Source organism: Mycobacterium intracellulare ATCC 13950, assembly GCF_000277125.1.
Lineage (GTDB): Bacteria > Actinomycetota > Actinomycetes > Mycobacteriales > Mycobacteriaceae > Mycobacterium > Mycobacterium intracellulare.
This window is the reverse complement of sequence record NC_016946.1, coordinates 3,483,416-3,507,113: the sequence shown is the minus strand read 5'-3', so window position 1 is coordinate 3,507,113 and position 23,698 is coordinate 3,483,416. Positions and strand designations below refer to the sequence as shown.

Here is a 23,698-nt window from a genome sequence, read left to right as displayed (position 1 = left end):
GCGTAGCGAGTACCGTCAAGACCCGTGACACATTCACAGCGTCGAGACAGGCTCAGAGCGCGGCTGCAGACCAGCGGATTGGATGCGCTGCTGGTCACGGACCTGGTCAACGTCCGTTATCTCTCCGGATTCACCGGGTCCAACGGCGCGTTGCTGGTGTTCGCCGACGATCGAAGCCCCCTGCTGGCGACCGACGGCCGGTACCGCACCCAGGCCGCCGAGCAGGCGCCGGACTTGGAGGTCGCCATCGAGCGCGCGCTGGGGCGCTACCTGGTCGGGCAGGCCGCCGCGGCGGGCGCGCGAAAGCTGGGTTTCGAAAGCAACGTGGTGACCGTCGACGGATTCGACGCCCTGACCGGCGAGCTGAACGACCGGAAGGCGCCCACCGAACTGGTGAAGGCCGCCGGAACCGTCGAGGCGTTGCGCGAGGTCAAGGACGCCGGTGAGGTCGCCCTGCTGCGCCTGGCCTGCGAGGCGGCCGACGCCGCGCTCACCGACCTGGTGGCGCGCGGCGGGCTGCGGCCCGGCCGCACCGAACGCGAGGTCAGCCGGGAGCTCGAGGCCCTGATGCTCGACCACGGCGCCGACGCGATCTCGTTCGAGACCATCGTGGCCGCGGGGCCGAACTCGGCGATCCCGCATCATCGCCCCACCGACGCCGCGCTGGCGGCCGGTGATTTCGTCAAGATCGACTTCGGCGCGCTGGTCGGCGGCTACCACTCCGACATGACCCGCACGTTCGTGCTCGGCAAGGCCGCCGACTGGCAGCTGGAGATCTACCAATTGGTCGCCGACTCCCAGCGGGCCGGCCGGGAGGCGCTGCGCGCCGGCGCCGACCTGCGCGGGGTGGACGCCGCGGCCCGCCAGGTGATCGCCGACGCCGGCTACGGCGAGCAGTTCAGCCACAGCCTGGGCCATGGCGTGGGTCTGGAGATCCACGAGGCGCCGGGCATCGGCGCCACGTCCACCGGCACCTTGCTGGGCGAGTCCGTGGTGACCGTGGAACCCGGCGTCTACCTGCCCGGCCGCGGCGGCGTCCGCATCGAGGACACCCTGGTGGTGCCGGAAGAGGGCCGCGCGCAGGCCCCGGAACTGCTGACCAAATTCCCCAAGGAGCTGGCCGTTCTCTCCTAGCCCGGGGGGTTGCGCGCCCGAGTAAGGTCGGGGGCGTGAACGGGGTGGCACGGGGGTTGGCGCGCCTGCGGGATTTCCGGTGGGACATGTACGCCCAGCCCCTACGCGAGACACGGCTGGAGATGGACATCGTCTATTTCGCCGTGCGGCTGCCGTTCGCCAGCGGGGTGACGCTGCGCGTCCCGCTGTTGACGATGATCAAGCCGTTGGCGTCGCCCGAGGAACCATCCCGGGTCGACGGACAACACGCCCACCGCTGACACGTTCCACCCGTCAGCGCCCCCGACCCCGGGCCGCGGGCCCGCGCCGGCGAGCACTCTAAACTGGCCGACAAGTCACAGACAGTTCCCTAGACGACTGTCCATCCCCGAGGAGACGTACCGAACCGTGGCAAGCACTGCCGATTTCAAGAATGGACTGGTGCTGGTGATCGACGGCCAGCTGTGGCAGATCGTCGAGTTCCAGCACGTCAAACCCGGCAAGGGCCCGGCGTTCGTGCGCACCAAGCTGAAGAATGTGCTCTCGGGCAAGGTCGTCGACAAGACGTACAACGCCGGGGTGAAGGTGGAAACCGCGACCGTGGACCGGCGCGACACCACCTACCTGTACCGCGACGGCTCGGACTTCGTGTTCATGGACAGCCAGGACTACGAGCAGCATCCGCTGCCGGAGTCGCTGGTCGGCGACGCCGCCCGGTTCCTGCTCGAGGGTCTGCCGGTGCAGGTGGCGTTCCACAACGGGGCGCCGCTCTACATCGAGCTGCCGGTGTCGGTCGAGATGGAGGTCACCCACACCGAGCCCGGCCTGCAGGGCGACCGGTCCAGCGCCGGCACCAAACCCGCCACCGTGGAAACCGGGGCCGAGATTCAGGTGCCGCTGTTCATCAACACCGGGGACAAGCTGAAGGTGGACACCCGCGACGGCAGCTACCTGGGACGTGTCAACGCGTGAGCCGGCCCGTTAAAGGGCGACATCAGGCTCGCAAGCGCGCCGTCGACCTGTTGTTCGAAGCCGAGGCGCGCGGATTGAGCCCCGCGGAGGTGGTCGACGTCCGCACCGGGCTCGCCGAGGCGAACCCCGAAATCGCGCCCCTGCAGCCGTATACGGCGGCGGTGGCGCGGGGCGTCGGCGAACACGCCGCACACGTCGACGACCTGATCAGCTCGCATCTGCAGGGCTGGACGCTGGACCGGCTGCCCGCCGTGGACCGCGCCATCCTGCGGGTCGCGGTGTGGGAGCTCCTCTACGCCGACGACGTGCCGGAGCCGGTCGCCGTCGACGAGGCCGTTCAGCTGGCCAAGGAGCTGTCCACCGACGACTCGCCGGGCTTCGTCAACGGGGTGCTCGGCCACGTCATGCTGGTGACCCCGCAGATCAGGGCGGCCGCCCAGGCCGTTCGCGGCGCGGCGGGTTCAGACGCCCCCGGCACAGCGGAGGACCACGGACCGCAGCCATGAGCCGGTTGGAGCTGCGCCTGGTCGTTGCGGCCGTGCTGGCCGCGGCGGTGGTGGTGGGTGCCGTGGTGTGCGCCGCCTACGGGTGGACCATCGTCGCCTCGGTGCTCTCGATCTTCGCGCTGGGGGTGGGCGCCTGGCTGTATCACTGCGTCGAACGGGTGGCCGTCGCCCGCCGCATCAGCACGGTGCGTTCGGCGGCCCGGCCGCTGCAGCCGCTGCTGCCGGTGATGGCCGCGATCATGGGCCTGACGCAGGGCGTGGTGCGAGCGCTCAGCGACGTCACCGACCTGCCGGCCCGTAGCCGGGAGCTGCCCGTGCTGCGGTGGGCGGACGCCCGGGCAAACCGGCGGATGATCGAAGGTGACGAGCCGGATCGCTGATCAAGCTCAGGTGAAACGGCCACGGTCGGGGCGCGGCGGGTTGACAATACGAGTTGGACTGCAGCGGCGGCGATCCGAGAAGAACAGGTGAGGTCATGATCCGATACAGCACCCAGCCGCGACGACTTCGAGTCTCCGCGCTGGCGGCGGTGGCCAACCCGTCCTACGCCCGGGTCGACACCTGGAACCTGCTCGACGACGCGTGCCGCCACCTCGCCGAGGTGGATCTGGCCGGCTTGGACAAAACCCACGACGTGGCCCGGGTGAAGCGTTTGATGGACCGCATCGCCGCCTACGAGCGCTACTGGCTGTACCCGGGCGCGGAAAACCTGGCGGTCTTCCGCGCGCACCTGGAGAGCCTGTCCACGGTGCGGCTCACCGAAGAGGTCTCCCTGGCCGTGCGGCTGCTGAGCGAATACGGCGACCGCGCAGGCCTTTTCGACACCTCGGCGCCGCTGGATGACCAGGAGCTGGTGGCGCAGGCCAAACAGCAGCACTTCTACACCGTGTTGCTCGCCGACGACGCCCCCAGCACGGCGCCGGACAGCCTGGCCGAATGCCTGCGGGCGCTGCGTTGCCCGTCCGACGACGTGCAGTTCGAGATCCTGGTCGTCCCCAGCGTCGAGGACGCGATCACCGCCGTCGCTTTGAACGGGGAGATCCAGGCCGCGATCATCCGCGACGACCTGCCGCTGCGCTCGCGTGACCGGCTGCCGCTGATGAACACGCTGCTCGGGCCCAACGAGGACGCGGACGGCGTCATCCCCGACCGCGCCAACGACTGGGTGGAGTGCGGCGAATGGATCAGGGAGCTGCGGCCCCACATCGACCTGTACCTGCTCACCGACGAGTCGATCGCGGCGGGCGACGACAGCGAGCCCGACGTCTACGACCGGACGTTCTACCGGCTCAACGACGTCACCGATCTGCACAGCACGGTGCTCGCCGGGCTGCGAAACCGTTATGCCACACCGTTTTTCGACGCGTTGCGGGCGTATGCGGCGGCGCCGGTCGGCCAGTTCCACGCGCTGCCCGTCGCGCGCGGCGCCAGCATCTTCAACTCCAGGTCGCTGCAGGACATGGGGGAGTTCTACGGCCGCAACATCTTCATGGCCGAAACCTCCACCACCTCCGGCGGTCTGGACTCGCTGCTCGACCCGCACGGCAACATCAAGAAGGCGATGGACAAGGCCGCGAAAACGTGGAACGCCGACCACACCTACTTCGTCACCAACGGGACGTCGACCGCCAACAAGATCGTCGTGCAGTCGCTGACCCGGCCCGGCGACATCGTGCTGATCGACCGCAATTGCCACAAGTCGCACCACTACGGGCTGGTGCTGGCCGGCGCCTACCCGCTCTACCTGGACGCCTATCCGTTGCCGCAGTTCGCGATCTACGGGGCGGTGTCGCTGCGCACCATCAAGCAGACGCTGCTGGACCTGGAGGCGGCGGGACAACTGGACCGCGTGCGGATGCTGCTGCTGACCAACTGCACGTTCGACGGCGTCGTCTACAACCCGCTGCAGGTCATGCAGGAGGTGCTGGCGATCAAGCCGGACATCTGCTTTCTGTGGGACGAGGCGTGGTACGCCTTCGCGACGGCGGTGCCGTGGGCGCGGCAGCGGACCGCGATGGTGGCCGCCGAACGCCTCGAGCACATGCTGGCATCGCCGGAATACGTTGAGGAATACCGGAAATGGGCCGCGTCGATGGACGGGGTCGACCGGTCGGAGTGGATCGAGCGTGAGCTGATGCCCGATCCGGCGAGCGCGCGGGTCCGCGTCTACGCGACGCACTCCACGCACAAATCGCTGTCGGCGCTGCGGCAGGCGTCGATGATCCACGTCCGTGACGAGGATTTCAACGCGCTCACCCGCGACGCGTTCGGGGAGGCGTTTTTGACCCACACGTCGACCTCACCGAACCAGCAGCTGCTCGCGTCGCTGGACCTGGCCCGCCGCCAGGTCGACATCGAGGGTTTCCAACTCGTCCGGCAGGTCTACGACATGGCGCTGGTCTTCCGGCACCGGGTCCGCAAGGACCGGCTGATCAGCAAGTGGTTCCGCATCCTCGACGAATCCGATTTGGTGCCCGAGGAATTCCGGGAGTCGTCGGTCAGTTCGTACCGCGAGGTCAGGCAGGGCGCGCTGGCCGAATGGAACGAGGCATGGCGCTCCGACCAGTTCGTGCTGGACGCGACGCGCGTAACCTTGTTCGTCGGCGCGACCGGGATGAACGGTTACGACTTCCGCGAGAAGATCCTGATGGAGCGGTTCGGCATCCAGATCAACAAGACGTCGATCAACAGCGTGTTGTTGATCTTCACGATCGGCGTCACCTGGTCGAGCGTGCACTACCTGCTCGACGTGTTGCGGAGGGTGGCAATCGATTTCGACCGCACCGAAAAGGCGGCGAGCGTGGCGGACCGGGCGCTGCAGCAACGCCACGTCGAGGAGATCACCGAGGACCTGCCGCACCTGCCCGACTTCAGCGAGTTCGACGTCGCGTTCCGGCCCGTCGACGAATGCAACTTCGGCGACATGCGGTCGGCGTTCTACGCCGGATACGAAGAGGCCGATCGCGAGCACGTGCTGATCGGCATGGCCGGCCGGCGGCTGGCCGAGGGCAAGACGCTGGTGTCGACGACGTTCGTGGTGCCCTACCCGCCGGGCTTCCCGGTGCTGGTGCCCGGCCAGGTGGTCTCCAAGGAGATCGTCTACTTCCTGGCCCAGCTCGACGTCAAGGAAATCCACGGCTACAACCCCGATTTGGGGCTGTCGGTCTTCACCGAGACGGCGCTGGCGCGCATGGAAGCGCAACGCAACGCCGCGGCGGCCGCGGTGGGCTCGGTGACCGCGGCGTTCGAGCTGCCCGCAGACGCCTCCGGCATGAACGGGGCGCGCAACGGCGCCCCGGCGGTGCCGTCGGTCGCCGACAACACCTGACGCGCGCGTCGGGTTCTGCTCATCCAGATCGCAACACCGGCGGATCGCCGCAGGTGGCGCAATGGCGCGTCGGTCCGAGGTTTTTGCTGGTCGGGCGCGAACGGGACCCGGCGCAATGCGGCTGGGCGCCGTCGCCGACGCTGCCCGGCGGCCCGGAAAGGGCCCCTGAGCTGCGTTAGCGTGGCGGCGTGGCGCAACCAGTACCCGTCGGGGATGTTCAAGGCTCGCGGGCCAGCCGCGCCCGCCGGGTCGCCGACGTGTTGCGCCAGCAGATCCACGCCGATGCCTACCCGGACGGCCTGCCGGCCGAACTCGATCTGGCCGCCGAGTTCTCGGTCTCGCGCAACACCGTTCGCGAAGCGCTGACCGTCCTCAAGCACGAGGGGCTGATCGACCGCGGGCCCAGGGTCGGCACCCACGTCGCGCAGCGCAAGTACGCCCACGGGCTCGACGCGCTGCTGGGCCTGAAGGAAACGTTCAAGGATCTCGGCGAGGTGCGCAACGAGGTGCGGGCGGCCATGCCGGTCACCGCGCCGCCGTCGGTGGCCCGCCGGTTGCGGCTGAAACCGGGGGAGCGGGCGGTGTTCGTCGAGCGGCTGCGCTACCTCGGGGACCTGCCGCTCAGCCTGGACCTCACCTACCTCGCCCCGGACATCGGCAGGCAGGTGTTGAACCATCCCCTGGAAACCGACGACCTGTTCGCGCTCATCGAGGAGGTCAGCGGGCAGCGGCTGGGCTCGGCGGCGCTGGCGCTCGAGGCCATCCCCGCCGACGCGCACTCGGCGGCCACGCTGCAGGTGCCCGACGGCGCGGCGCTGCTGATGCTGGAGCGCCTCACCAGCCTCGCCGACGGCACCCCCGTCGACCTCGAGTACATCCGGATGCGCGGCGACCGAATCACCATGCGCGGCAATCTTGTCCGAGCCGAAACGAGGAGCAACCCATGACGCTGATCAACGACACGCGCGCGGACGTGCCGGTGACGATCGACGAGTCGCTGTGCATCGACGGCTGCACGCTGTGCGTGGAGGTCTGCCCGCTCGACGCGCTGGCCATCAACCCCGACACCGGCAAGGCCTTCATGCATGTCGACGAATGCTGGTACTGCGGCCCCTGCGCGGCCCGCTGTCCGACCGGCGCCGTCACCGTCAACATGCCCTATCTCCTTCGCTGAAAAGCGTTTATCCCCAGGATCTTCGATGAGACGACACGCCGTCTGGCCGGCGTCGGTGATGATCGCGATCGCCGCGTTCACCTCCGGGTGCTCGCTGGAATCCCTGTCGCAGTCATCCGGCGTGGTCAACGTGGTGGTGGGATACCAGTCCAAGACCATCAACACCGTCACCGCGGGCACGCTGCTGCGCGCACAGGGCTACCTCGAACACCGCCTTGCCGACATCACCACCCGCACCGGCACCAAATACGCGGTGCGGTGGCAGGATTACGACACCGGCGCCCCGATCACCGCGCAGATGCTCGCCGAGAAGATCGACATCGGCTCGATGGGCGACTATCCGATGCTGATCAACGGCTCCAAGACGCAGGCCAACCCGCTGGCCCGCACCGAGATCGTCTCCATCACCGGCTACAACCCCAAGGGCGCCCTCAACATGGTGGTGGTGACCCCGGATTCGCGCGCCAAGGGCCTGGCCGACCTCGCCGGCACCAAGGTCTCCGCCAGTGTCGGGTCGGCCGGCCACGGCACCCTGGTGCGCGCGCTGGGCAGGGCCGGCGTCACCGGCGTCGAGGTGCTCAACCAGCAACCGCAGGTCGGGGCATCGGCGCTGGAATCCGGTCAGGTACAGGCGCTTTCGCAATTCGTCGCCTGGCCGGGCCTGCTGGTCTATCAGGGCAAGGCCAAGCTGCTCTACGACGGGGCCGAGCTGAACCTGCCCACCCTGCACGGTGTGGTGGTGCGCCGCTCCTACGCGTCGGCGCACCCGGAGGTGCTGGGCGCCTTCCTGCAGGCGCAGTTGGACGCCACCGATTTCCTCAACGACAAGCCGCTGCAGGCCGCCCGCATCGTGGCCAAGGAAAGCGGGCTGCCCCAGGAGGTCGTCTACCTCTACAACGGTCCCGGGGGCACGTCGTTCGACACCACGCTGAAGCCGTCGCTGGTCGAGGCGCTGAAAAGCGATGTGCCGTACCTGAAGTCGATCGGTGACTTCGCCGATCTCGATGTGGCGAAGTTCGTCGTGGACGAACCGCTGCGCGCGGTGTTCACCGCCCGCGGCCTCGACTATGCGGCGTCGCGGGCCCGCACCGCCAACCCGTCGGCGCTGCGCGGCGACCCCGCGCTGGCCAGCGAGCTGTGGCTGGACGGGGCCGACGCCACGCAGACGGTCGCGACCCCGACCGCGCTGCTGCAGGCCGTGCGGGACGCGGTCAGCCGCGGAGCCAAGGTCCGCGCCGCCTACGTTCCCGACGCCGAGCTCGGCACCCGCTGGTTCGCCGACAAAGCGTTCTGGGTCAAAGACGGGCAGAACTACCTGCCGTTCGGCACCCCGGCCGGGGCGAACCGGTACCTCGCCGGTCACCCGCGCGGTGTCGCCATGGATTACCAAGAGGCACTGGGAGGTTCGGTATGACTGCCCAAGTGGTGGCCGATCAAGTCCTCGGCGTTGTCTCGACGCCCGCGGTGGCGCGGCCCCGGCGGATCGCGGCGCGGTGGCAGTCTCGGCTGCTGCGGCTGGCGTCGGTGGCCGCCGCGATCGGGGTGTGGCAGTTGCTCACCGCGGACAAGGTGCGGCTGTTGCTGCGGTTCGACACGCTGCCCACCGTCACCGAGATCGTCAACGCGCTGCACCGCCGGCTCGGCACCGGCGAGTACTGGCTCGACCTGGCGCAGTCGCTGATCCGTATCCTGACCGGGTTCGGGCTGGCCGCCGTCGTCGGCGTCGCGACCGGTGTGCTGCTGGGCCGCTCGCGGTTGTTCGCCGACGTGTTCGGGCCGCTGGTGGAGCTGGCCCGGCCCATCCCGGCGATCGCCATGGTGCCGGTGGCCATCCTGCTGTTCCCGACCGACGAGGCCGGCATCGTGTTCATCACGTTCCTGGCGGCCTATTTCCCGATCATGGTCTCCACCCGGCACGCGGTGCGCGCGCTGCCCACCCTGTGGGAGGACTCGGTGCGCACGCTCGGCGGCGGCCGCTGGCAGGTGCTCACCCAGGTGGTGCTGCCCGGCATCCTGCCGGGTGTGTTCGGCGGGTTGTCCGTCGGCATGGGCGTGGCCTGGATCTGCGTGATCTCCGCCGAGATGATCTCCGGGCGCCTGGGCGTCGGCTACCGCACCTGGCAGGACTACACCGTGCTGGCCTACCCGCGGGTGTTCGTCGGCATCATCACCATCGGGGTGCTGGGATTCGTGACGTCGGCGGCCGTCGAGTTGGTGGGCCGCCGCGTGACCCGCTGGCTGCCGCGCGCCCAGGAGGGCGCACGATGACCGCGACCAAGACCGGGATGGGCCTCGAGCTGGACCGGGTTCGCTTGTCCTACAACGGTCCTGCGGTGATCGACGACCTGAGCCTGGTGGTGCGGCCGGGCGAGATCCTGGTGCTGACCGGGCCGTCGGGCTGCGGCAAGTCGACCGTGCTGCGCGCCCTGGCCGGCCTGCTCTTACCCGACGGCGGCCGCGTGCTGGCCGACGGCGACCCCGTCGAAACCACCTCGGGCGACCGGGGAATGGTGTTCCAGGACAACGCATTACTGCCCTGGCGCACCGTGCGGTCCAACATCGAATTGGCGCTGCGCCTGCGCGGCGCACCCCGGGCCGGCCGGCGCGCCGCCGCCGAACGCTGGATCGACGAACTCGGGCTCACCGGATTCGGCAACTATTTGCCCAAGAGCCTGTCCGGCGGGATGCGCCAGCGCGTCCAGCTCGCGCGGGGCCTGGCCGGGGCGCCCCGGGCGGTGATGATGGACGAGCCGTTCGGCGCGCTGGACACCCAGACGCGCGCCGCCATGCAGCGGCTGCTGATCGACACCTGGCGCACCCACCCGACCACGATCGTGTTCGTCACCCACGACGTCGACGAGGCGCTGGCGCTCGGCGACCGCATCGTGGTGCTGGGCCGCGCCGGTGAGCCGGTGCGTGCCTCGATCGAGGTGCCGGAGCCGCGCAGCGACCGGCCACAGCAGGAGTTGCGCGCGCAGATCATCGCCGCGCTGAACCACGCGGAGGTTCCATGATGCAGATTCCCGACCCGGCGGCTCCGGTCCGGCTCGACTGTGACGTCCTGGTCATCGGCGGCGGCACCGCCGGCACCATGGCGGCACTGTCCGCCGCCGAGAACGGCGCGCAGGTGCTGTTGCTGGAGAAGGCCCACGTGCGGCACTCGGGCGCCCTGGCGATGGGCATGGACGGCGTCAACAACGCGGTGATCCCCGGCAAGGCCGAACCCGAGGACTACGTCGCCGAGATCACCCGCGCCAACGACGGAATCGTCAACCAGCGCACCATCTATCAGACCGCCACCCGCGGTTTCGCGATGGTGCAGCGTCTCGAGCGCTATGGGGTGAAGTTCGAGAAGAACGAGCACGGTGAATACGCCGTGCGCCGGGTGCACCGCTCGGGCTCGTACGTGCTGCCGATGCCCGAGGGCAAGGACGTGAAAAAGGCGCTGTACCGGGTGCTGCGGCAACGGTCGATGCGCGAGAAGATCCGGATCGAGAACCGGCTGATGCCGGTGCGGGTGCTGGTGGATGGCGGCCGCGCGGTGGGCGCCGCGGCGCTGAACACGCGCAGCGGCGAGTTCGTCACCGTCGGCGCCAAGGCGGTCATCCTGGCGACCGGGGCGTGCGGCCGGCTCGGGCTGCCCGCCTCGGGCTACCTGTACGGCACGTACGAGAACCCGACCAACGCTGGCGACGGCTACTCGATGGCCTACCACGCGGGCGCCGAGCTGTCGGGCATCGAATGCTTCCAGGTCAACCCGCTGATCAAGGACTACAACGGGCCGGCGTGCGCGTACGTGGCCAATCCCTTTGGCGGATACCAGGTCAACGCGCACGGCGAGCGGTTCGTGGACTCCGACTACTGGTCGGGGCAGATGATGGCCGAGGTCAAAAGCGAGATCGACTCCGCGCGCGGGCCCATCTATCTCAAGGTGACGCATCTGTCCGACGAGACGCTGACGGCGCTGGAAAACATCCTGCACACCACCGAACGGCCCACCCGGGGCACATTCCACGCCAACCGGGGCCACGACTACCGCACCCACGACATCGAGATGCATATCTCCGAGATCGGTTTGTGCAGTGGGCATTCCGCGTCCGGCGTGTGGGTCGACGAGCAGGCCCGCACCACGGTGCCCGGCCTGTACGCCGCCGGGGACATGGCCTGCGTCCCGCACAACTACATGATCGGGGCGTTCGTGTTCGGCGACCTCGCCGGCACGCACGCCGCGTCCACCCTGTCCGATGTCGCCGCGCCGCAACGGCTTCCGCAGGACCAGGTGCGCGAGGCGCACGAGCTGATCTACCGGCCGCTGCGCCACCCCGACGGGCCGCCGCAGCCGCAGGTCGAATACAAGCTGCGCCGCTTCGTCAACGACTATGTCGCCCCGCCCAAGACGGCGGCCAAACTGTCGCTCGCGATCCGCACCTTCGAGCGGATGAGCGAGGAGATCGCCGAGATTGGCGCCCGCAACCCGCACGAGCTGATGCGCGCGGTGGAGGTGTCGTTCATCCGGGACTGCGCCGAGATGGCCGCCCGCTCCTCGCACACCCGCACCGAATCGCGGTGGGGCCTCTATCACGACCGCGCCGATCTGCCCGGCCGCGACGACGCCCAGTGGGGCTACCACCTCAACCTTCGCAAGGACGCCGGCGGCGATATGGTGTTCCTCAAGCGGCCGGTGGCGCCGTACTTCGTGCCGGTCCCGGAGCTGGACGGCCTGCCGCCCACCGACCGGACCGTGTACCCGGTGGAGGAGCCGCCGCTGATCGGCGGCCAGGCGCCCGCTACGGCGGTGTCCCGAATCGCCCCGGCGACAACGGCTTTCGAGCCGCCCTCGCCCCGCATCGCCGAGGTGCTGGCGCTCGAGGAGCCGACGGTCGCCGACCTGGCGCGCTACCTGGCCGACTCCGATCCCGGCGTGCGCCGCACCGCGGTGGCCACGCTGACCGAGCACATCCCCGACGGGTACGCCCCCGCGCTGTTGGCGGCGCTGGGCGACGACGACGCGGCCGTGCGCCGCACCGGCGCCGACGGGATCCGCGAACTGGTCGAGGTGCTGCCCGAGCCCGAAAAGGCCCGGGAATACCTGGATTCGGCCGACCGCGTGGTGCGGGCGGCGGCGCTGTACGTGCTGGCGGCACGCCGCGCCGGTGACGGCGCCCACTACCGCCGCGCCCTCGCCGATGCCAATCATCGGGTCCGCATCGAGGCGGTGCGCGCGCTGGTGTCCGTCGACGACGTGCAGGGCGTCGTCGACGCCGCCGGCGACGAGAACCGGGAGGTCCGGATCGCCGCGGCCGCCGGTCTGGCGACGCTAGCGGCGCTGGCAGCCCCAGCTAGCCGGGCGGTGCGCGGGCTGGTCGCCGACACCGACCCGTTGGTCCGTGCCGCCGGCCTCGCCGCGCTGGGTGAGATTGGTTGCGGCCAAGACGATTACGCCGCCGTCAAGCAGGCGCTACGGGCCCCGGCGTGGCAGGTGCGCGAAGGCGCGGCGCGCGCGCTGGCCGGCGCGGCCGCGGATTTCGCGGTTCCCCAGCTGTCCGAAGCGCTTAGCGACGCGCACCTGGACGTGCGCAAGGCGGCTGTCCTCAGCCTGACGCGCTGGGCGGCCGAACCCGACGCCCGCGACGCGCTCGGGATCGCGCTCAAGGACAGCGACGCCGACGTGCGGGCCTACGCCCGCCGGGCGCTCGAGCACGACGGCTCGCTGCAGAACGGCTAGTCAGCGCAGGATCTTGGCGTAGAGGAGGCTGTCCTGCGGCTCGGGTCCCATCGTGGGGTAGACGGCGTGCCGGGCCAGCCGGCCCTCCAGGTAGAAGCCGGCGTGCTCGAGCAGGCGCGCCGAGCGTTCGTTGTCGACGCTGCAGGTGGCCCAGACCCGATACACGTCGCGATCGGCGTCGAGCGCGGTGAGCAGCATGCCGAGCACCTCCGACATCAGGCCCTTGCCCCACCACCGCCGGCCCAGGCAGTAGCCGATCTCGACCGAGTGCGCCGCCGTGCGTCGGCAGCTGGCCAGCCCGACGACCTCGCCGCGGTGCCGCAGTTCGATCACCCAGGTCTTCTCGTCGGCGGCCGCGTTGAGCTTTTCGGTGATCACCCGCCGCGTCGCCGCGACGTCGGGATGCGGTGCCCACAGCAGATACTTGGTGACCTGCGGATCGCGCGCGACCCGCTGGTACAGCGGTCCGGCGTCGTCGAGCGTGGGCAGGCGCAGGGTCAGCCGCGGCCCGTTGATGCGGTCGGGTGGGTAATCGGGCATGGCGATGCGCCCTTTAGAGGCCGAGCGCGCGGTAGGTGTTGCGGACGAATCTCGGTTGGGCCGTGCGGAGTTTGGCCAGCGACGTGTTGCCCGCGACAGCCGTGGCCGCGTCGACGGTCAGGTCCGGCAGATTCTGGATGAGGTAGATCAGGACCAGATCCGCGGTGGGATCGGCCTGCCACCAGGTTCCGTAGGCGCCGGGCCAGCTGAACGTGCCGACGCCGCCGGGTCCGAACAGCGGTGTGCTTTTTGCCGGATCGGTCACCACCGACAGGTTCAGCCCGAAGCCGCGGCCGACCCAATACGGCGCGCCGAGGAAGTTGTGCCGCTTCTGCTCGTCGGTCAGCCGGTCGGTGCGCATCAGCCGCACGGACTCCTCCGAGAGCACCCGCACCCCGTCGATCGTTCCGCCGCCGAGCAGCATTCGCACGAAGCGCAGGTAATCGTCGGCGCTCGACCACAACCCGCCGCCGGCATTGCAGAACGACGGCGGCGTGAGGTGCGGCGGGCCCATCACCCCGTGCTGCAGCTGGTGCTCGTTGGTGAGCCGGTACATGGTCGCCGCGCGCCGCCGCGCCTCGGCGGTGACGAAGAACCCGGTGTCGGTCATGCCCGCCGGCCCCAGGATCCGTTCGTCGAGAACCTGATGGAACGGCTTGCCGTCGATGCGGGAAGCGATGACGCCCAGCAGGTCGATGGAGTGGCTGTAGGTGACCCGCTCGCCGGGTTGGTGCACCAGCGGCAGCTTGGCCAGTTCGGCCAGCCACGCGTCCGGGCCCTGGTTGAACGGCAGCCGCATGTAGGCCTTGGCGATCGGGCCGGACACCGAGAATCCGTATGCCAGGCCGCTGGTATGGGTGAGTAGGTCCTCGATGAGGATGGCGCGGTTCACCTGGTGGGTGCGGTCCAACGGGCCATGCGGATCGTCGAGCACCCGCACGCCGGCCAGCTCCGGCGCCCAGCGCACAACCGGATCCTTGAGCGTCAGCTTGCCCTCGTCGACCAGGCTCATGATCGTCGCGACCGTCACCGGCTTGGTCATCGACGCGATGCGAAACAGTGTGTCCCGCTGCATCGGCAGGCCCGCGTCCACGTCGCGGTAGCCGATCTCGTTGACCTGCAGTAGTTCTCCGCGCTGCCATACCACCGTCACCGCGCCGGCGAGCAGGCCGGCGTCGCACACCTCGCGGACGGAGGCCGCGTTGCCGTCAAGGGTCGAGCGATTCACCCGGTCAGGTTAGCGGGCCGGCGCCGCCGCGCGACCGGCGCCGCCGCGCGCGGACGCGGCGCAACGCGCGCGAACGCGGCGCAACGCGCGCGAACGCGGCGCAACGCGCGCCGACGGACCGTCCGATCCTCCTCCCACGCGTCACTGGCGAAGCGATGGGTGTTTTGCCCGCCTCCGAGCGACAACGGGCCGGGACGGCGGGCCGTGGCGGGTGCCGCCCGTAGCGGTGCCGCCCGTGGCGGGTGCCGCCCGGCAACTTGTCGCTGGGAGGTGGGCACACATCGTGTGCCTCCCCGGAGAGACTCGTGGGACGCGTGTGACGAGCGCGACCGGGGAGCGATGCGCGCCACACGCGGCCGGCGCCGCCGCCCCCGAAATAAGTGCTACGCTGCCGTGCAGTCGACATCCTTTAACGATCCGTCCGGTGAGGCGGAGAAGGAGGTCAAGTTTCGTATGGGTGCTGCGGGCGACACGCGCTCAGGCAGTGATTCCCGGGAATTGATGTCGGCGGCCGACGTGGGCCGCACCATTTCCCGTATCGCACACCAGATCATCGAAAAGACGGCCCTCGACGGCCCCGACGCTCCGCGGGTCGTGCTGCTGGGCATCCCCACTCGCGGCGTGATCCTGGCCGAACGCCTGGCCGGCAACATCGGCGAATACAGCGGCGTCGAGGTCGGCCACGGCGCGCTGGACATCACCCTGTACCGCGACGACCTGATGCAAAAACCACCCCGGCCGCTGGAAGCCACCTCGATCCCGGCCGGCGGGATCGACGACGCCTTGGTGATCCTGGTCGACGACGTGCTCTACTCCGGCCGCTCGGTGCGCTCCGCCCTGGACGCGCTGCGCGACGTCGGCCGCCCCCGGGTGGTGCAGCTGGCGGTGCTGGTCGACCGGGGCCACCGCGAACTGCCGCTGCGCGCCGACTATGTGGGCAAGAACGTCCCCACCTCACGCACCGAGAGCGTGCACGTGTTGTTGCGGGAGAGCGACGGTGACGACGGCGTGGTGATCTCGCGATGACCCGACACCTGCTTGCCGCCGGGGACCTGAGCCTCGACGACGCCACCGCCATCCTCGACGACGCCGACCGCTTCGCCCAGGCGCTGGTCGGCCGCGAGATCAAGAAACTGCCGACGCTGCGCGGCCGCACCATCGTGACGATGTTCTACGAGAACTCGACCCGCACCCGGGTGTCCTTCGAGGTGGCCGGCAAGTGGATGAGCGCCGACGTGATCAACGTCAGCGCCGCCGGATCGTCGGTGGGCAAGGGCGAGTCGCTGCGTGACACCGCGCTGACGCTGCGGGCCGCCGGGGCCGATGCGCTGATCATCCGGCACCCGGCGTCGGGGGCCGCGCACCTGCTTGCCGAATGGACATGCGCCGGCGGCGATTCCGGCCCCTCGGTGATCAACGCCGGCGACGGCACCCATGAGCACCCGACGCAGGCGCTGCTGGACGCGCTCACCATCCGCCAGCGGCTCGGCGGCATCGAGGGCCGGCGGGTCGTGATCGTCGGCGACGTCCTGCACAGCCGGGTCGCCCGCTCCAACGTCATGCTGCTGCACACCCTGGGCGCCGAAGTGGTGCTGGTGGCACCGCCGACGCTGCTGCCGGTCGGCGTCGACGGCTGGCCGGTGACGGTGTCGAACGACTTCGACGCCGAGCTGCCCGCCGCCGACGCGGTGCTGATGCTGCGCGTGCAGGCCGAGCGGATGAACGGCGGCTTCTTCCCGTCGGTGCGCGAATACTCGTCCCTGTACGGGCTTTCCGATCGCCGCCAGGCGATGCTGCCCGCGCACGCCGTGGTGCTGCACCCCGGGCCGATGCTGCGCGGCATGGAGATCGCGTCATCGGTGGCCGATTCGTCGCAATCGGCCGTGCTGCAACAGGTTTCCAATGGTGTGCACGTGCGGATGGCGGTGCTGTTCCACGTGCTGGTGGGTGCCGAGTCGGCCGGAAGCGAGGGGGCCGCATGAGCGTGTTGCTGCGCGGGGTTCGGCTGTACGGCGAAGGCGACCGCGTCGACGTCCTGGCCGAGGACGGTCAGATCGCCGAGATCGGCCCGGGCCTGAAGATCCCCGACAGCGCCGACGTCATCGACGCGACGGGCCAGGTGCTGCTGCCGGGGTTCGTCGACCTGCACACCCACCTGCGCGAACCGGGCCGCGAATACGCCGAAGACATCGAAACCGGTTCGGCCGCCGCGGCTTTGGGCGGCTACACCGCGGTGTTCGCGATGGCCAACACCAACCCGGTCGCCGACAGCCCGGTGGTCACCGACCACGTCTGGCATCGGGGCCAGGAGGTCGGCCTGGTGGACGTGCACCCGGTGGGCGCCGTCACCGTCGGGCTGGCCGGCAAGGAGCTCACCGAGATGGGCATGATGGCCGCCGGGGCCGCGCAGGTGCGGATGTTCTCCGACGACGGCATCTGCGTGCACGATCCGCTGGTGATGCGCCGCGCCCTCGAGTACGCCACCGGGCTGGGCGTGCTCGTCGCCCAGCACGCCGAGGAGCCCCGGCTGACCGTCGGCGCCGTCGCCCACGAGGGACCCACCGCCGCCCGGCTGGGCCTGTCCGGATGGCCACGGGCCGCCGAGGAATCCATCGTCGCCCGCGACGCGCTGCTGGCGCGCGACGCCGGCGCCCGGGTGCACATCTGCCACGCCTCCACCGCGGGCACCGTCGAGATCGTGAAATGGGCCAAGGGTCAAGGGATTTCGATCACCGCCGAGGTCACCCCGCACCACCTGATGCTCGACGACAGCCGGCTGTCCAGCTACGACGGGCGTAACCGCGTCAACCCGCCGCTGCGCGAGGCCGCCGACGCGGTGGCGCTGCGCCAGGCGCTGGCCGACGGCGTCATCGACTGCGTGGCCACCGATCACGCCCCGCACGCCGAGCACGAGAAGTGCGTGGAGTTCTCCGCGGCGCGGCCCGGCATGCTGGGACTGCAGACGGCGCTGTCGATCGTCGTGCAGACGATGGTCATCCCGGGGCTGCTGACCTGGCGTGGCCTCGCCCGGGTGATGAGCGAGAGCCCCGCGCGCATCGTGGGCCTGCCCGATCACGGCCGGCCGCTGGAAGTGGGGGAGCCGGCCAACCTGACCGTGGTGGACCCCGACGCCTCCTGGACCGTCGCCGGGCCCGACCTGGCCAGCCGGTCGGCCAACACGCCCTACGAAGCGATGACCCTGCCCGCCACCGTGACCGCGACCCTGCTGCGCGGCAAGGTCACCTGCCGAGACGGGAAGTGCCCGGCATGAATTCGGGCACGCTGGTGGGGTCGCTGATCTTCGCGGCCGTGCTGGTGGTGGTGATCACGGTGGTGATCCAGCTGATGATGCGCAGCTGGCAGCGCCGCGCGCAGCGGCAGGCGGAGCTGATCGGCGACCTGCCGCAGATCCCGGACCAGGTCGGTGCGGCGAGCATCACCACCCGCGGCCACTATTGCGGGTCCATGATGGCGCCGGGCTGGAACGAGCGGATCGCGGCGGGCGATCTCGGTTACCGCAGCAAAGCGGTGCTGACCCGCTACGCCGGGGGCATCATGGTGGAACGCCTGCGGGCCCACCCGATTTGGATTCCACAGGACTCGATCACGGCCATCCGCATGGAGCGCGGAATGGCGGTCAGGCCGGCCCGGATCGGCATTCTGGCGATCCGCTGGCGGCTGCCGTCGGGCGTCGAGATCGACACCGGTTTCCGGGCGGATCACCGCCACGACTACGACCCGTGGCTGGAGGAACGGGATGGCCAGGAGAATGAGGTCGCGTGAGCAGTAAGGCCCTATTGGTACTCGAAGACGGCCGCGTCTTCACCGGCACCCCGTTCGGCAAGATCGGCCAAACACTGGGCGAGGCCGTGTTTTCCACCGGCATGTCCGGTTACCAGGAGACGCTGACCGATCCCAGTTACCACCGCCAGATCGTGGTGGCCACCGCGCCGCAGATCGGCAACACCGGCTGGAACGACGAGGACGCCGAGAGCCGCGGTGACAAGATCTGGGTCGCCGGCTACGCGGTGCGCGATCCCTCGCCGCGTCCGTCCAACTGGCGGGCCACCGGCACCCTGGAGGACGAACTGATCCGCCAGCACGTCGTCGGGATCGCCGGCATCGACACCCGGGCGGTGGTGCGGCACCTGCGCACCCGCGGCTCGATGAAGGCGGGCGTGTTCTCCGGGGACGCGCTCGCCGACCCCGACGAGCTGTTGCAGCGGGTGCGGGGCCAGCAGTCCATGCTGGGCGCCGACCTGGCCGGCGAGGTCAGCACGCCGGACACCTACATCGTGGAACCCGAAGGGGAGCCCCGGTTTACGGTGGCCGCGCTAGACCTGGGCATCAAGACCAACACGCCGCGCAACTTCGCCCGCCGCGGCATCCGCACCCACGTGCTGGCGTCCTCGGCGACCTACCGGCAGATCGCCGACATCAAACCGGACGGCATGTTCCTGTCCAACGGCCCGGGCGACCCCGCCACCGCCGACCACATCGTCGCGGTGACCCGCGAGGTGCTGGGCGCCGGAATCCCGCTGTTCGGCATCTGTTTCGGCAACCAGATCCTGGGCCGCGCGCTGGGCCTGTCCACCTACAAGATGGTGTTCGGTCACCGCGGCATCAACATCCCGGTCATCGACCACGCCACCGGGCGGGTGGCGGTGACCGCGCAGAACCACGGCTTCGCGCTCGAGGGGGAGGCCGGCCAGTCCTTCGACACGCCGTTCGGCCAGGCGATCGTCAGCCACACATGCGCCAACGACGGAGTGGTCGAGGGCGTCAAACTCGCCGACGGGCGGGCCTTTTCGGTTCAATACCATCCCGAGGCCGCCGCCGGGCCGCACGACGCGAATTACCTGTTCGACCAATTCATCGAATTGATGGCGGCCCCAAACCGCGGAAAGGGGCGGTAGTGCCGCGTCGCGCCGATTTGCGTCACGTCCTGGTGATCGGCTCCGGGCCGATCGTCATCGGTCAGGCCTGCGAGTTCGACTACTCGGGCACCCAGGCCTGCCGGGTGCTGCGGGCCGAGGGCCTGGAGGTCAGCCTGGTCAACTCCAACCCGGCGACCATCATGACCGACCCGGAGTACGCCGACCACACCTACGTCGAGCCGATCACCGCCGCATTCGTCGAGAAGGTGATCGCCCAGCAGGCCGAGCGCGGCAACAAGATCGACGCCCTGCTGGCCACCCTGGGCGGGCAGACCGCGCTCAACACCGCGGTCGCGCTCTACGAGAACGGCGCGCTGGAGCGCCACGGCGTCGAGCTCATCGGGGCCGACTTCGACGCCATCCAGCGCGGCGAGGACCGGCAAATGTTCAAGGACATCGTCGCCAAGGTGGGCGGTGAATCCGCCCGCAGCCGAGTGTGTTTCACCATGGAAGAGGTCCGCGAGACGGTCGAGGAGCTGGGCCTGCCGGTGGTGGTGCGGCCCAGCTTCACCATGGGCGGCTTGGGTTCGGGGATGGCGCGATCCGTCGAGGAGGTCGACCGGATGGCCGGCGCCGGGCTGGCCGAAAGCCCCAGCGCCAACGTGCTCATCGAGGAATCGATCTACGGCTGGAAGGAATTCGAGCTCGAGTTGATGCGCGACGGCAACGACAACGTCGTCGTGGTGTGCTCGATCGAGAACTTCGACCCGATGGGCGTGCACACCGGTGATTCGGTCACCGTCGCGCCGGCCATGACGCTGACCGACCGCGAATACCAGCGGATGCGGGACCTGGGCATCGCGATCCTGCGCGAGGTGGGCGTGGACACCGGGGGCTGCAACATCCAGTTCGCGATCAACCCGGCCGACGGCCGGCTGATCGTCATCGAGATGAACCCCCGGGTGTCGCGGTCAAGCGCCTTGGCGTCCAAGGCCACCGGCTTCCCGATCGCCAAGATCGCCGCCAAGCTGGCCATCGGCTACACCCTCGACGAGATCGTCAACGACATCACCAAGGAGACCCCGGCCTGCTTCGAGCCCACCCTGGACTACGTGGTGGTCAAGGCCCCGCGGTTCGCCTTCGAGAAGTTCCCGGGCGCCGACCCCACCCTGACCACCACGATGAAATCCGTCGGCGAGGCAATGTCGTTGGGCCGCAACTTCATTGAGGCGCTGGGCAAGGTGATGCGCTCGCTGGAGACCAGCCGCACGGGCTTTTGGACCAAGCCGGACCCCGACGGCGACGTCGAGGAGGTGCTGACCCGGCTGCGTACCCCGACCGAGGGTCGCCTCTACGACATCGAACTCGCGCTGCGCCTGGGCGCTTCGGTGGAACGCGTCGCCGAGGCCAGCGGCGTCGACCCGTGGTTCGTCGCGCAGATCGGCGAGCTGATCACGCTGCGCGCCGAACTGATCGCCGCCCCGGTCCTCGACGCCGACCTGCTGCGGCGCGGCAAGCACAACGGGCTTTCGGACCGCCAGATCGCCGCGCTGCGACCGGAATTGGCCGGCGAGAACGGGGTGCGCTCGCTACGCGAGCGCCTCGGCGTGCACCCCGTGTACAAGACCGTCGACACCTGCGCGGCCGAGTTCGAGGCCAAGACGCCGTATCACTACAGCAGCTACGAGCTCGACCCCGCCGCCGAGACCGAGGTGGCCCCGCAGACCCAGAAACCCAAGGTGCTGATCCTGGGTTCGGGCCCCAACCGGATCGGGCAGGGCATCGAATTCGACTACAGTTGCGTGCACGCGGCAACGACGTTGAGCCAGGCCGGTTTCGAGACCGTGATGGTCAACTGCAACCCCGAGACCGTGTCGACCGACTACGACACCGCCGACCGGCTGTACTTCGAACCGCTCACCTTCGAGGACGTCCTGGAGGTGTTCCGCGCCGAGCAACAATCGGCCGGGGACGGGCCGGGGGTGGTCGGGGTGATCGTGCAACTCGGCGGTCAAACCCCGCTGGGGCTGGCGCAACGCCTCGCCGACGCCGGCGTGCCGATCGTCGGCACCCCGCCGGAAGCCATCGACCTGGCCGAGGACCGCGGCGCGTTCGGCGACGTGCTCACCGCGGCCGGCCTGCCGGCCCCGAAGTACGGCACCGCAACCACTTTCGACCAGGCCCGCCGGATCGCCGAAGACATCGGATACCCGGTGCTGGTGCGCCCGTCCTACGTGCTGGGCGGTCGCGGCATGGAGATCGTCTACGACGAGGAGACGCTGCGGGGCTACATCACCCGCGCGACCGAGCTCTCGCCCGAACACCCGGTGCTGGTCGACCGCTTCCTCGAAGACGCCGTGGAGATCGACGTCGACGCGCTGTGCGACGGCACCGAGGTGTACATCGGCGGCATCATGGAGCACATCGAGGAGGCCGGCATCCACTCCGGCGACTCGGCCTGCGCGCTGCCGCCGGTCACGCTGGGCCGCAGCGACATCGAGAAGGTGCGCCGCGCGACCGAGTCCATCGCGCACGGCATCGGCGTGGTGGGGCTGCTGAACGTGCAATACGCGCTCAAGGACGACGTGCTCTATGTCCTCGAGGCCAACCCGCGGGCCAGCCGCACGGTGCCGTTCGTGTCCAAGGCCACCGCGATCCCGCTCGCCAAGGCGTGCGCCCGGGTCATGTTGGGCGCCAGCATCTCCCAGCTTCGCGAGGAGGGGCTGCTGGCGGCGTCCGGGGACGGGGCACACGCGGCGCTGGACGCCCCGATCGCCGTCAAGGAGGCGGTGTTGCCCTTCCACCGCTTCCGCCGCATCGACGGCGCCGCCATCGATTCGCTGCTCGGCCCGGAGATGAAGTCCACCGGCGAGGTGATGGGGATCGACCGCGACTTCGGCAGCGCGTTCGCCAAGAGCCAGACCGCCGCCTACGGGTCCCTGCCGGCGCGGGGCACGATCTTCGTGTCGGTCGCCAACCGCGACAAGCGCTCGCTGGTGTTTCCCGTCAAGCGGCTGGCGGACTTGGGATTCCGCGTCCTCGCCACCGAGGGCACCGCGGAGATGTTGCGCCGCAACGGGATTCCGTGCGACGAAGTGCGCAAGCACTTCGAGGACCCGCAGCCGGGGCGGCCCGCGCAGTCGGCGGTGGACGTGATCAAGGCCGGTGAGGTCGACATGGTGATCAACACCCCCTACGGCAATTCCGGTCCGCGCATCGACGGCTACGAAATCCGTTCGGCCGCGGTGTCGGTCAACATCCCCTGCGTCACCACGGTGCAGGGCGCGTCGGCCGCGGTGCAGGGCATCGAAGCGGGCATCCGCGGCGACATCGGGGTGCGCAGCCTGCAGGAGCTGCACAGCCAGATCGGCCAGGGCGGCCTGCCCGGAAACGGGGCCCGGTGACCGGCTTCGGGGTCCGGCTGAGCGACGCGAAAGCCGAACGCGGACCGCTGTGTGTGGGCATCGACCCGCACCCCGAGCTGCTGCGGGCCTGGGGGCTGCCCACCACCGCCGACGGGCTGGCCGCGTTCTGCGACATCTGCATCGAGGCGTTCTCCGGCTTCGCCGTCGTCAAGCCGCAGGTGGCGTTCTTCGAGGCGTACGGCGCGGCCGGATTCGCGGTGCTGGAACGCACCATCGCGGCCCTGCGGTCGGCCGGCGTGCTGGTGCTGGCCGACGCCAAGCGCGGCGACATCGGAACGACGATGGCCGCCTATGCCGCCGCCTGGGCGGGGGATTCGCCGCTGGCCGCCGACGCGGTGACGGCCACGCCGTACCTGGGGTTCGGGTCGTTGCGGCCGCTGCTGGAAGCCGCTGCCGCGCACGACCGGGGGGTGTTCGTGCTCGCCGCGACCTCCAACCCGGAGGGCGCGACCGTGCAGCGGGCCGCCTTCGACGGCCGCACGGTGGCCCAGCTGGTCGTCGACCAGGCGGCCGTGGTGAATCGGTCCGCGACCCCGTCCGGGCCCGGATACGTCGGCGTCGTCGTGGGTGCGACGGTGCTGCAGGCGCCCGATCTCAGCGCCCTGGGTGGACCCGTGCTGGTGCCGGGCCTCGGGGTGCAGGGCGGGCGGCCCGAGGCGCTCGCCGGGCTGGGCGGCGCCGAGCCGGGGCAGCTGCTGCCCGCGGTCGCGCGCGAGGTGCTGCGGGCCGGGCCGGGGGTGGCGGAGCTGCGCGGGGCGGCCGAACGGATGCTGGACGCCGTCGCCTACCTGGCGGTGTGAGCTAGTCCGA

The 23,698-nt window shown here is 70.0% G+C and carries 21 protein-coding genes; 19 read left to right on the top strand and 2 right to left on the bottom strand.

What is annotated here, in order from left to right; translation table 11 throughout:
* Window positions 1-24 precede the first annotated feature (24 nt).
* The 12 genes from OCU_RS40730 to OCU_RS40680 all read left to right on the top strand — a co-directional run bounded on the left by OCU_RS40730 (window position 25) and on the right by OCU_RS40680 (window position 12,818).
* On the top strand, window positions 25-1,134 hold the full coding sequence (locus OCU_RS40730; RefSeq protein ID WP_041787077.1) for a M24 family metallopeptidase: 1,110 nt from the start codon (window positions 25-27) through the stop codon (window positions 1,132-1,134).
* Between the two features lie 35 nt (window positions 1,135-1,169).
* Window positions 1,170-1,394: a hypothetical protein gene (locus OCU_RS51120; protein ID WP_142305272.1), complete on the top strand. Its 225-nt coding sequence runs from the start codon at window positions 1,170-1,172 to the stop codon at window positions 1,392-1,394.
* A 127-nt stretch (window positions 1,395-1,521) separates the two neighbouring features.
* On the top strand, window positions 1,522-2,085 hold the full coding sequence (gene efp / locus OCU_RS40725) for an elongation factor P (RefSeq protein ID WP_007171952.1): 564 nt from the start codon (window positions 1,522-1,524) through the stop codon (window positions 2,083-2,085).
* A complete protein-coding gene (gene nusB / locus OCU_RS40720) occupies window positions 2,082-2,591 on the top strand; it encodes a transcription antitermination factor NusB (RefSeq protein WP_008258232.1) in 510 nt (169 codons plus the stop codon). The genes efp and nusB overlap by 4 nt, the downstream gene beginning before the upstream one ends.
* Entirely contained in the window at window positions 2,588-2,971 is a 384-nt protein-coding gene (locus OCU_RS40715; RefSeq protein ID WP_014380495.1) for a hypothetical protein, read from the top strand. Before nusB ends, OCU_RS40715 begins: the two co-directional genes overlap by 4 nt.
* Before the next feature lie 95 nt (window positions 2,972-3,066).
* Complete coding sequence (locus OCU_RS40710; RefSeq protein ID WP_014380494.1) at window positions 3,067-5,919, top strand: aminotransferase class I/II-fold pyridoxal phosphate-dependent enzyme; 2,853 nt, start codon at window positions 3,067-3,069, stop codon at window positions 5,917-5,919.
* Between the two features lie 188 nt (window positions 5,920-6,107).
* Window positions 6,108-6,866, top strand: coding sequence for a GntR family transcriptional regulator (locus OCU_RS40705; protein ID WP_014380492.1), 759 nt, complete (start codon window positions 6,108-6,110; stop codon window positions 6,864-6,866).
* On the top strand, window positions 6,863-7,093 hold the full coding sequence (locus tag OCU_RS40700; protein WP_014380491.1) for a 4Fe-4S dicluster domain-containing protein: 231 nt from the start codon (window positions 6,863-6,865) through the stop codon (window positions 7,091-7,093). The genes OCU_RS40705 and OCU_RS40700 overlap by 4 nt, the downstream gene beginning before the upstream one ends.
* 25 nt (window positions 7,094-7,118) lie before the next feature.
* A complete protein-coding gene (locus OCU_RS40695; protein ID WP_014382839.1) occupies window positions 7,119-8,507 on the top strand; it encodes an ABC transporter substrate-binding protein in 1,389 nt (462 codons plus the stop codon).
* Window positions 8,504-9,361 carry an ABC transporter permease gene (locus OCU_RS40690; RefSeq protein ID WP_026071322.1) on the top strand — a complete coding sequence of 286 codons (858 nt, stop codon included), beginning with the start codon at window positions 8,504-8,506 and terminating at the stop codon, window positions 9,359-9,361. The genes OCU_RS40695 and OCU_RS40690 overlap by 4 nt, the downstream gene beginning before the upstream one ends.
* A complete protein-coding gene (locus OCU_RS40685) occupies window positions 9,358-10,107 on the top strand; it encodes an ABC transporter ATP-binding protein (RefSeq protein WP_008258209.1) in 750 nt (249 codons plus the stop codon). The genes OCU_RS40690 and OCU_RS40685 overlap by 4 nt, the downstream gene beginning before the upstream one ends.
* Entirely contained in the window at window positions 10,104-12,818 is a 2,715-nt protein-coding gene (locus OCU_RS40680) for a fumarate reductase/succinate dehydrogenase flavoprotein subunit (protein ID WP_014380490.1), read from the top strand. The genes OCU_RS40685 and OCU_RS40680 overlap by 4 nt, the downstream gene beginning before the upstream one ends.
* Here OCU_RS40680 and OCU_RS40675 read toward each other — a convergent pair whose 3' ends face one another.
* Window positions 12,819-13,358 carry a GNAT family N-acetyltransferase gene (locus OCU_RS40675; RefSeq protein WP_009951758.1) on the bottom strand — a complete coding sequence of 180 codons (540 nt, stop codon included), beginning with the start codon at window positions 13,356-13,358 and terminating at the stop codon, window positions 12,819-12,821.
* 13 nt (window positions 13,359-13,371) lie between these two features.
* Entirely contained in the window at window positions 13,372-14,586 is a 1,215-nt protein-coding gene (locus OCU_RS40670; protein WP_014380489.1) for a serine hydrolase domain-containing protein, read from the bottom strand.
* 453 nt (window positions 14,587-15,039) lie between these two features.
* Between OCU_RS40670 and pyrR the strand changes: the two genes are divergently transcribed.
* From pyrR to pyrF, 7 genes are read left to right on the top strand one after another with little or no spacing between them, the layout of a single operon-like run.
* The gene (gene pyrR / locus OCU_RS40665; RefSeq protein ID WP_009951738.1) at window positions 15,040-15,612 is read left to right on the top strand and encodes a bifunctional pyr operon transcriptional regulator/uracil phosphoribosyltransferase PyrR; all 573 of its coding nucleotides are present in this window, start codon (window positions 15,040-15,042) and stop codon (window positions 15,610-15,612) included.
* On the top strand, window positions 15,609-16,568 hold the full coding sequence (locus tag OCU_RS40660; protein ID WP_009951741.1) for an aspartate carbamoyltransferase catalytic subunit: 960 nt from the start codon (window positions 15,609-15,611) through the stop codon (window positions 16,566-16,568). The genes pyrR and OCU_RS40660 overlap by 4 nt, the downstream gene beginning before the upstream one ends.
* Window positions 16,565-17,857: a dihydroorotase gene (locus tag OCU_RS40655; protein ID WP_009951742.1), complete on the top strand. Its 1,293-nt coding sequence runs from the start codon at window positions 16,565-16,567 to the stop codon at window positions 17,855-17,857. The genes OCU_RS40660 and OCU_RS40655 overlap by 4 nt, the downstream gene beginning before the upstream one ends.
* Complete coding sequence (locus OCU_RS40650; protein WP_014380487.1) at window positions 17,854-18,369, top strand: PH-like domain-containing protein; 516 nt, start codon at window positions 17,854-17,856, stop codon at window positions 18,367-18,369. The genes OCU_RS40655 and OCU_RS40650 overlap by 4 nt, the downstream gene beginning before the upstream one ends.
* Window positions 18,366-19,502 carry a glutamine-hydrolyzing carbamoyl-phosphate synthase small subunit gene (gene carA, locus OCU_RS40645; protein ID WP_020415577.1) on the top strand — a complete coding sequence of 379 codons (1,137 nt, stop codon included), beginning with the start codon at window positions 18,366-18,368 and terminating at the stop codon, window positions 19,500-19,502. Before OCU_RS40650 ends, carA begins: the two co-directional genes overlap by 4 nt.
* Window positions 19,502-22,867, top strand: coding sequence for a carbamoyl-phosphate synthase large subunit (gene carB, locus OCU_RS40640; protein WP_009951745.1), 3,366 nt, complete (start codon window positions 19,502-19,504; stop codon window positions 22,865-22,867). The genes carA and carB overlap by 1 nt, the downstream gene beginning before the upstream one ends.
* Window positions 22,864-23,688 (top strand): orotidine-5'-phosphate decarboxylase, encoded by an 825-nt coding sequence (pyrF, locus tag OCU_RS40635; RefSeq protein WP_008258199.1) that lies wholly within the window; start codon window positions 22,864-22,866, stop codon window positions 23,686-23,688. The genes carB and pyrF overlap by 4 nt, the downstream gene beginning before the upstream one ends.
* Window positions 23,689-23,698 lie beyond the last annotated feature (10 nt).

Coding starts and splice junctions, on each gene's coding strand:
- OCU_RS40715 (WP_014380495.1), top strand. CDS start 2,588: ATGAGCCGGTTGGAGCTGCGCCTGGTCGTTGCGGCCGTGCTGGCCGCG.
- OCU_RS40710 (WP_014380494.1), top strand. CDS start 3,067: ATGATCCGATACAGCACCCAGCCGCGACGACTTCGAGTCTCCGCGCTG.
- OCU_RS40700 (WP_014380491.1), top strand. CDS start 6,863: ATGACGCTGATCAACGACACGCGCGCGGACGTGCCGGTGACGATCGAC.
- OCU_RS40695 (WP_014382839.1), top strand. CDS start 7,119: ATGAGACGACACGCCGTCTGGCCGGCGTCGGTGATGATCGCGATCGCC.
- OCU_RS40690 (WP_026071322.1), top strand. CDS start 8,504: ATGACTGCCCAAGTGGTGGCCGATCAAGTCCTCGGCGTTGTCTCGACG.
- OCU_RS40685 (WP_008258209.1), top strand. CDS start 9,358: ATGACCGCGACCAAGACCGGGATGGGCCTCGAGCTGGACCGGGTTCGC.
- OCU_RS40680 (WP_014380490.1), top strand. CDS start 10,104: ATGATGCAGATTCCCGACCCGGCGGCTCCGGTCCGGCTCGACTGTGAC.
- OCU_RS40675 (WP_009951758.1), bottom strand. CDS start 13,358: ATGCCCGATTACCCACCCGACCGCATCAACGGGCCGCGGCTGACCCTG.
- pyrR (WP_009951738.1), top strand. CDS start 15,040: ATGGGTGCTGCGGGCGACACGCGCTCAGGCAGTGATTCCCGGGAATTG.
- OCU_RS40660 (WP_009951741.1), top strand. CDS start 15,609: ATGACCCGACACCTGCTTGCCGCCGGGGACCTGAGCCTCGACGACGCC.
- OCU_RS40655 (WP_009951742.1), top strand. CDS start 16,565: ATGAGCGTGTTGCTGCGCGGGGTTCGGCTGTACGGCGAAGGCGACCGC.
- OCU_RS40650 (WP_014380487.1), top strand. CDS start 17,854: ATGAATTCGGGCACGCTGGTGGGGTCGCTGATCTTCGCGGCCGTGCTG.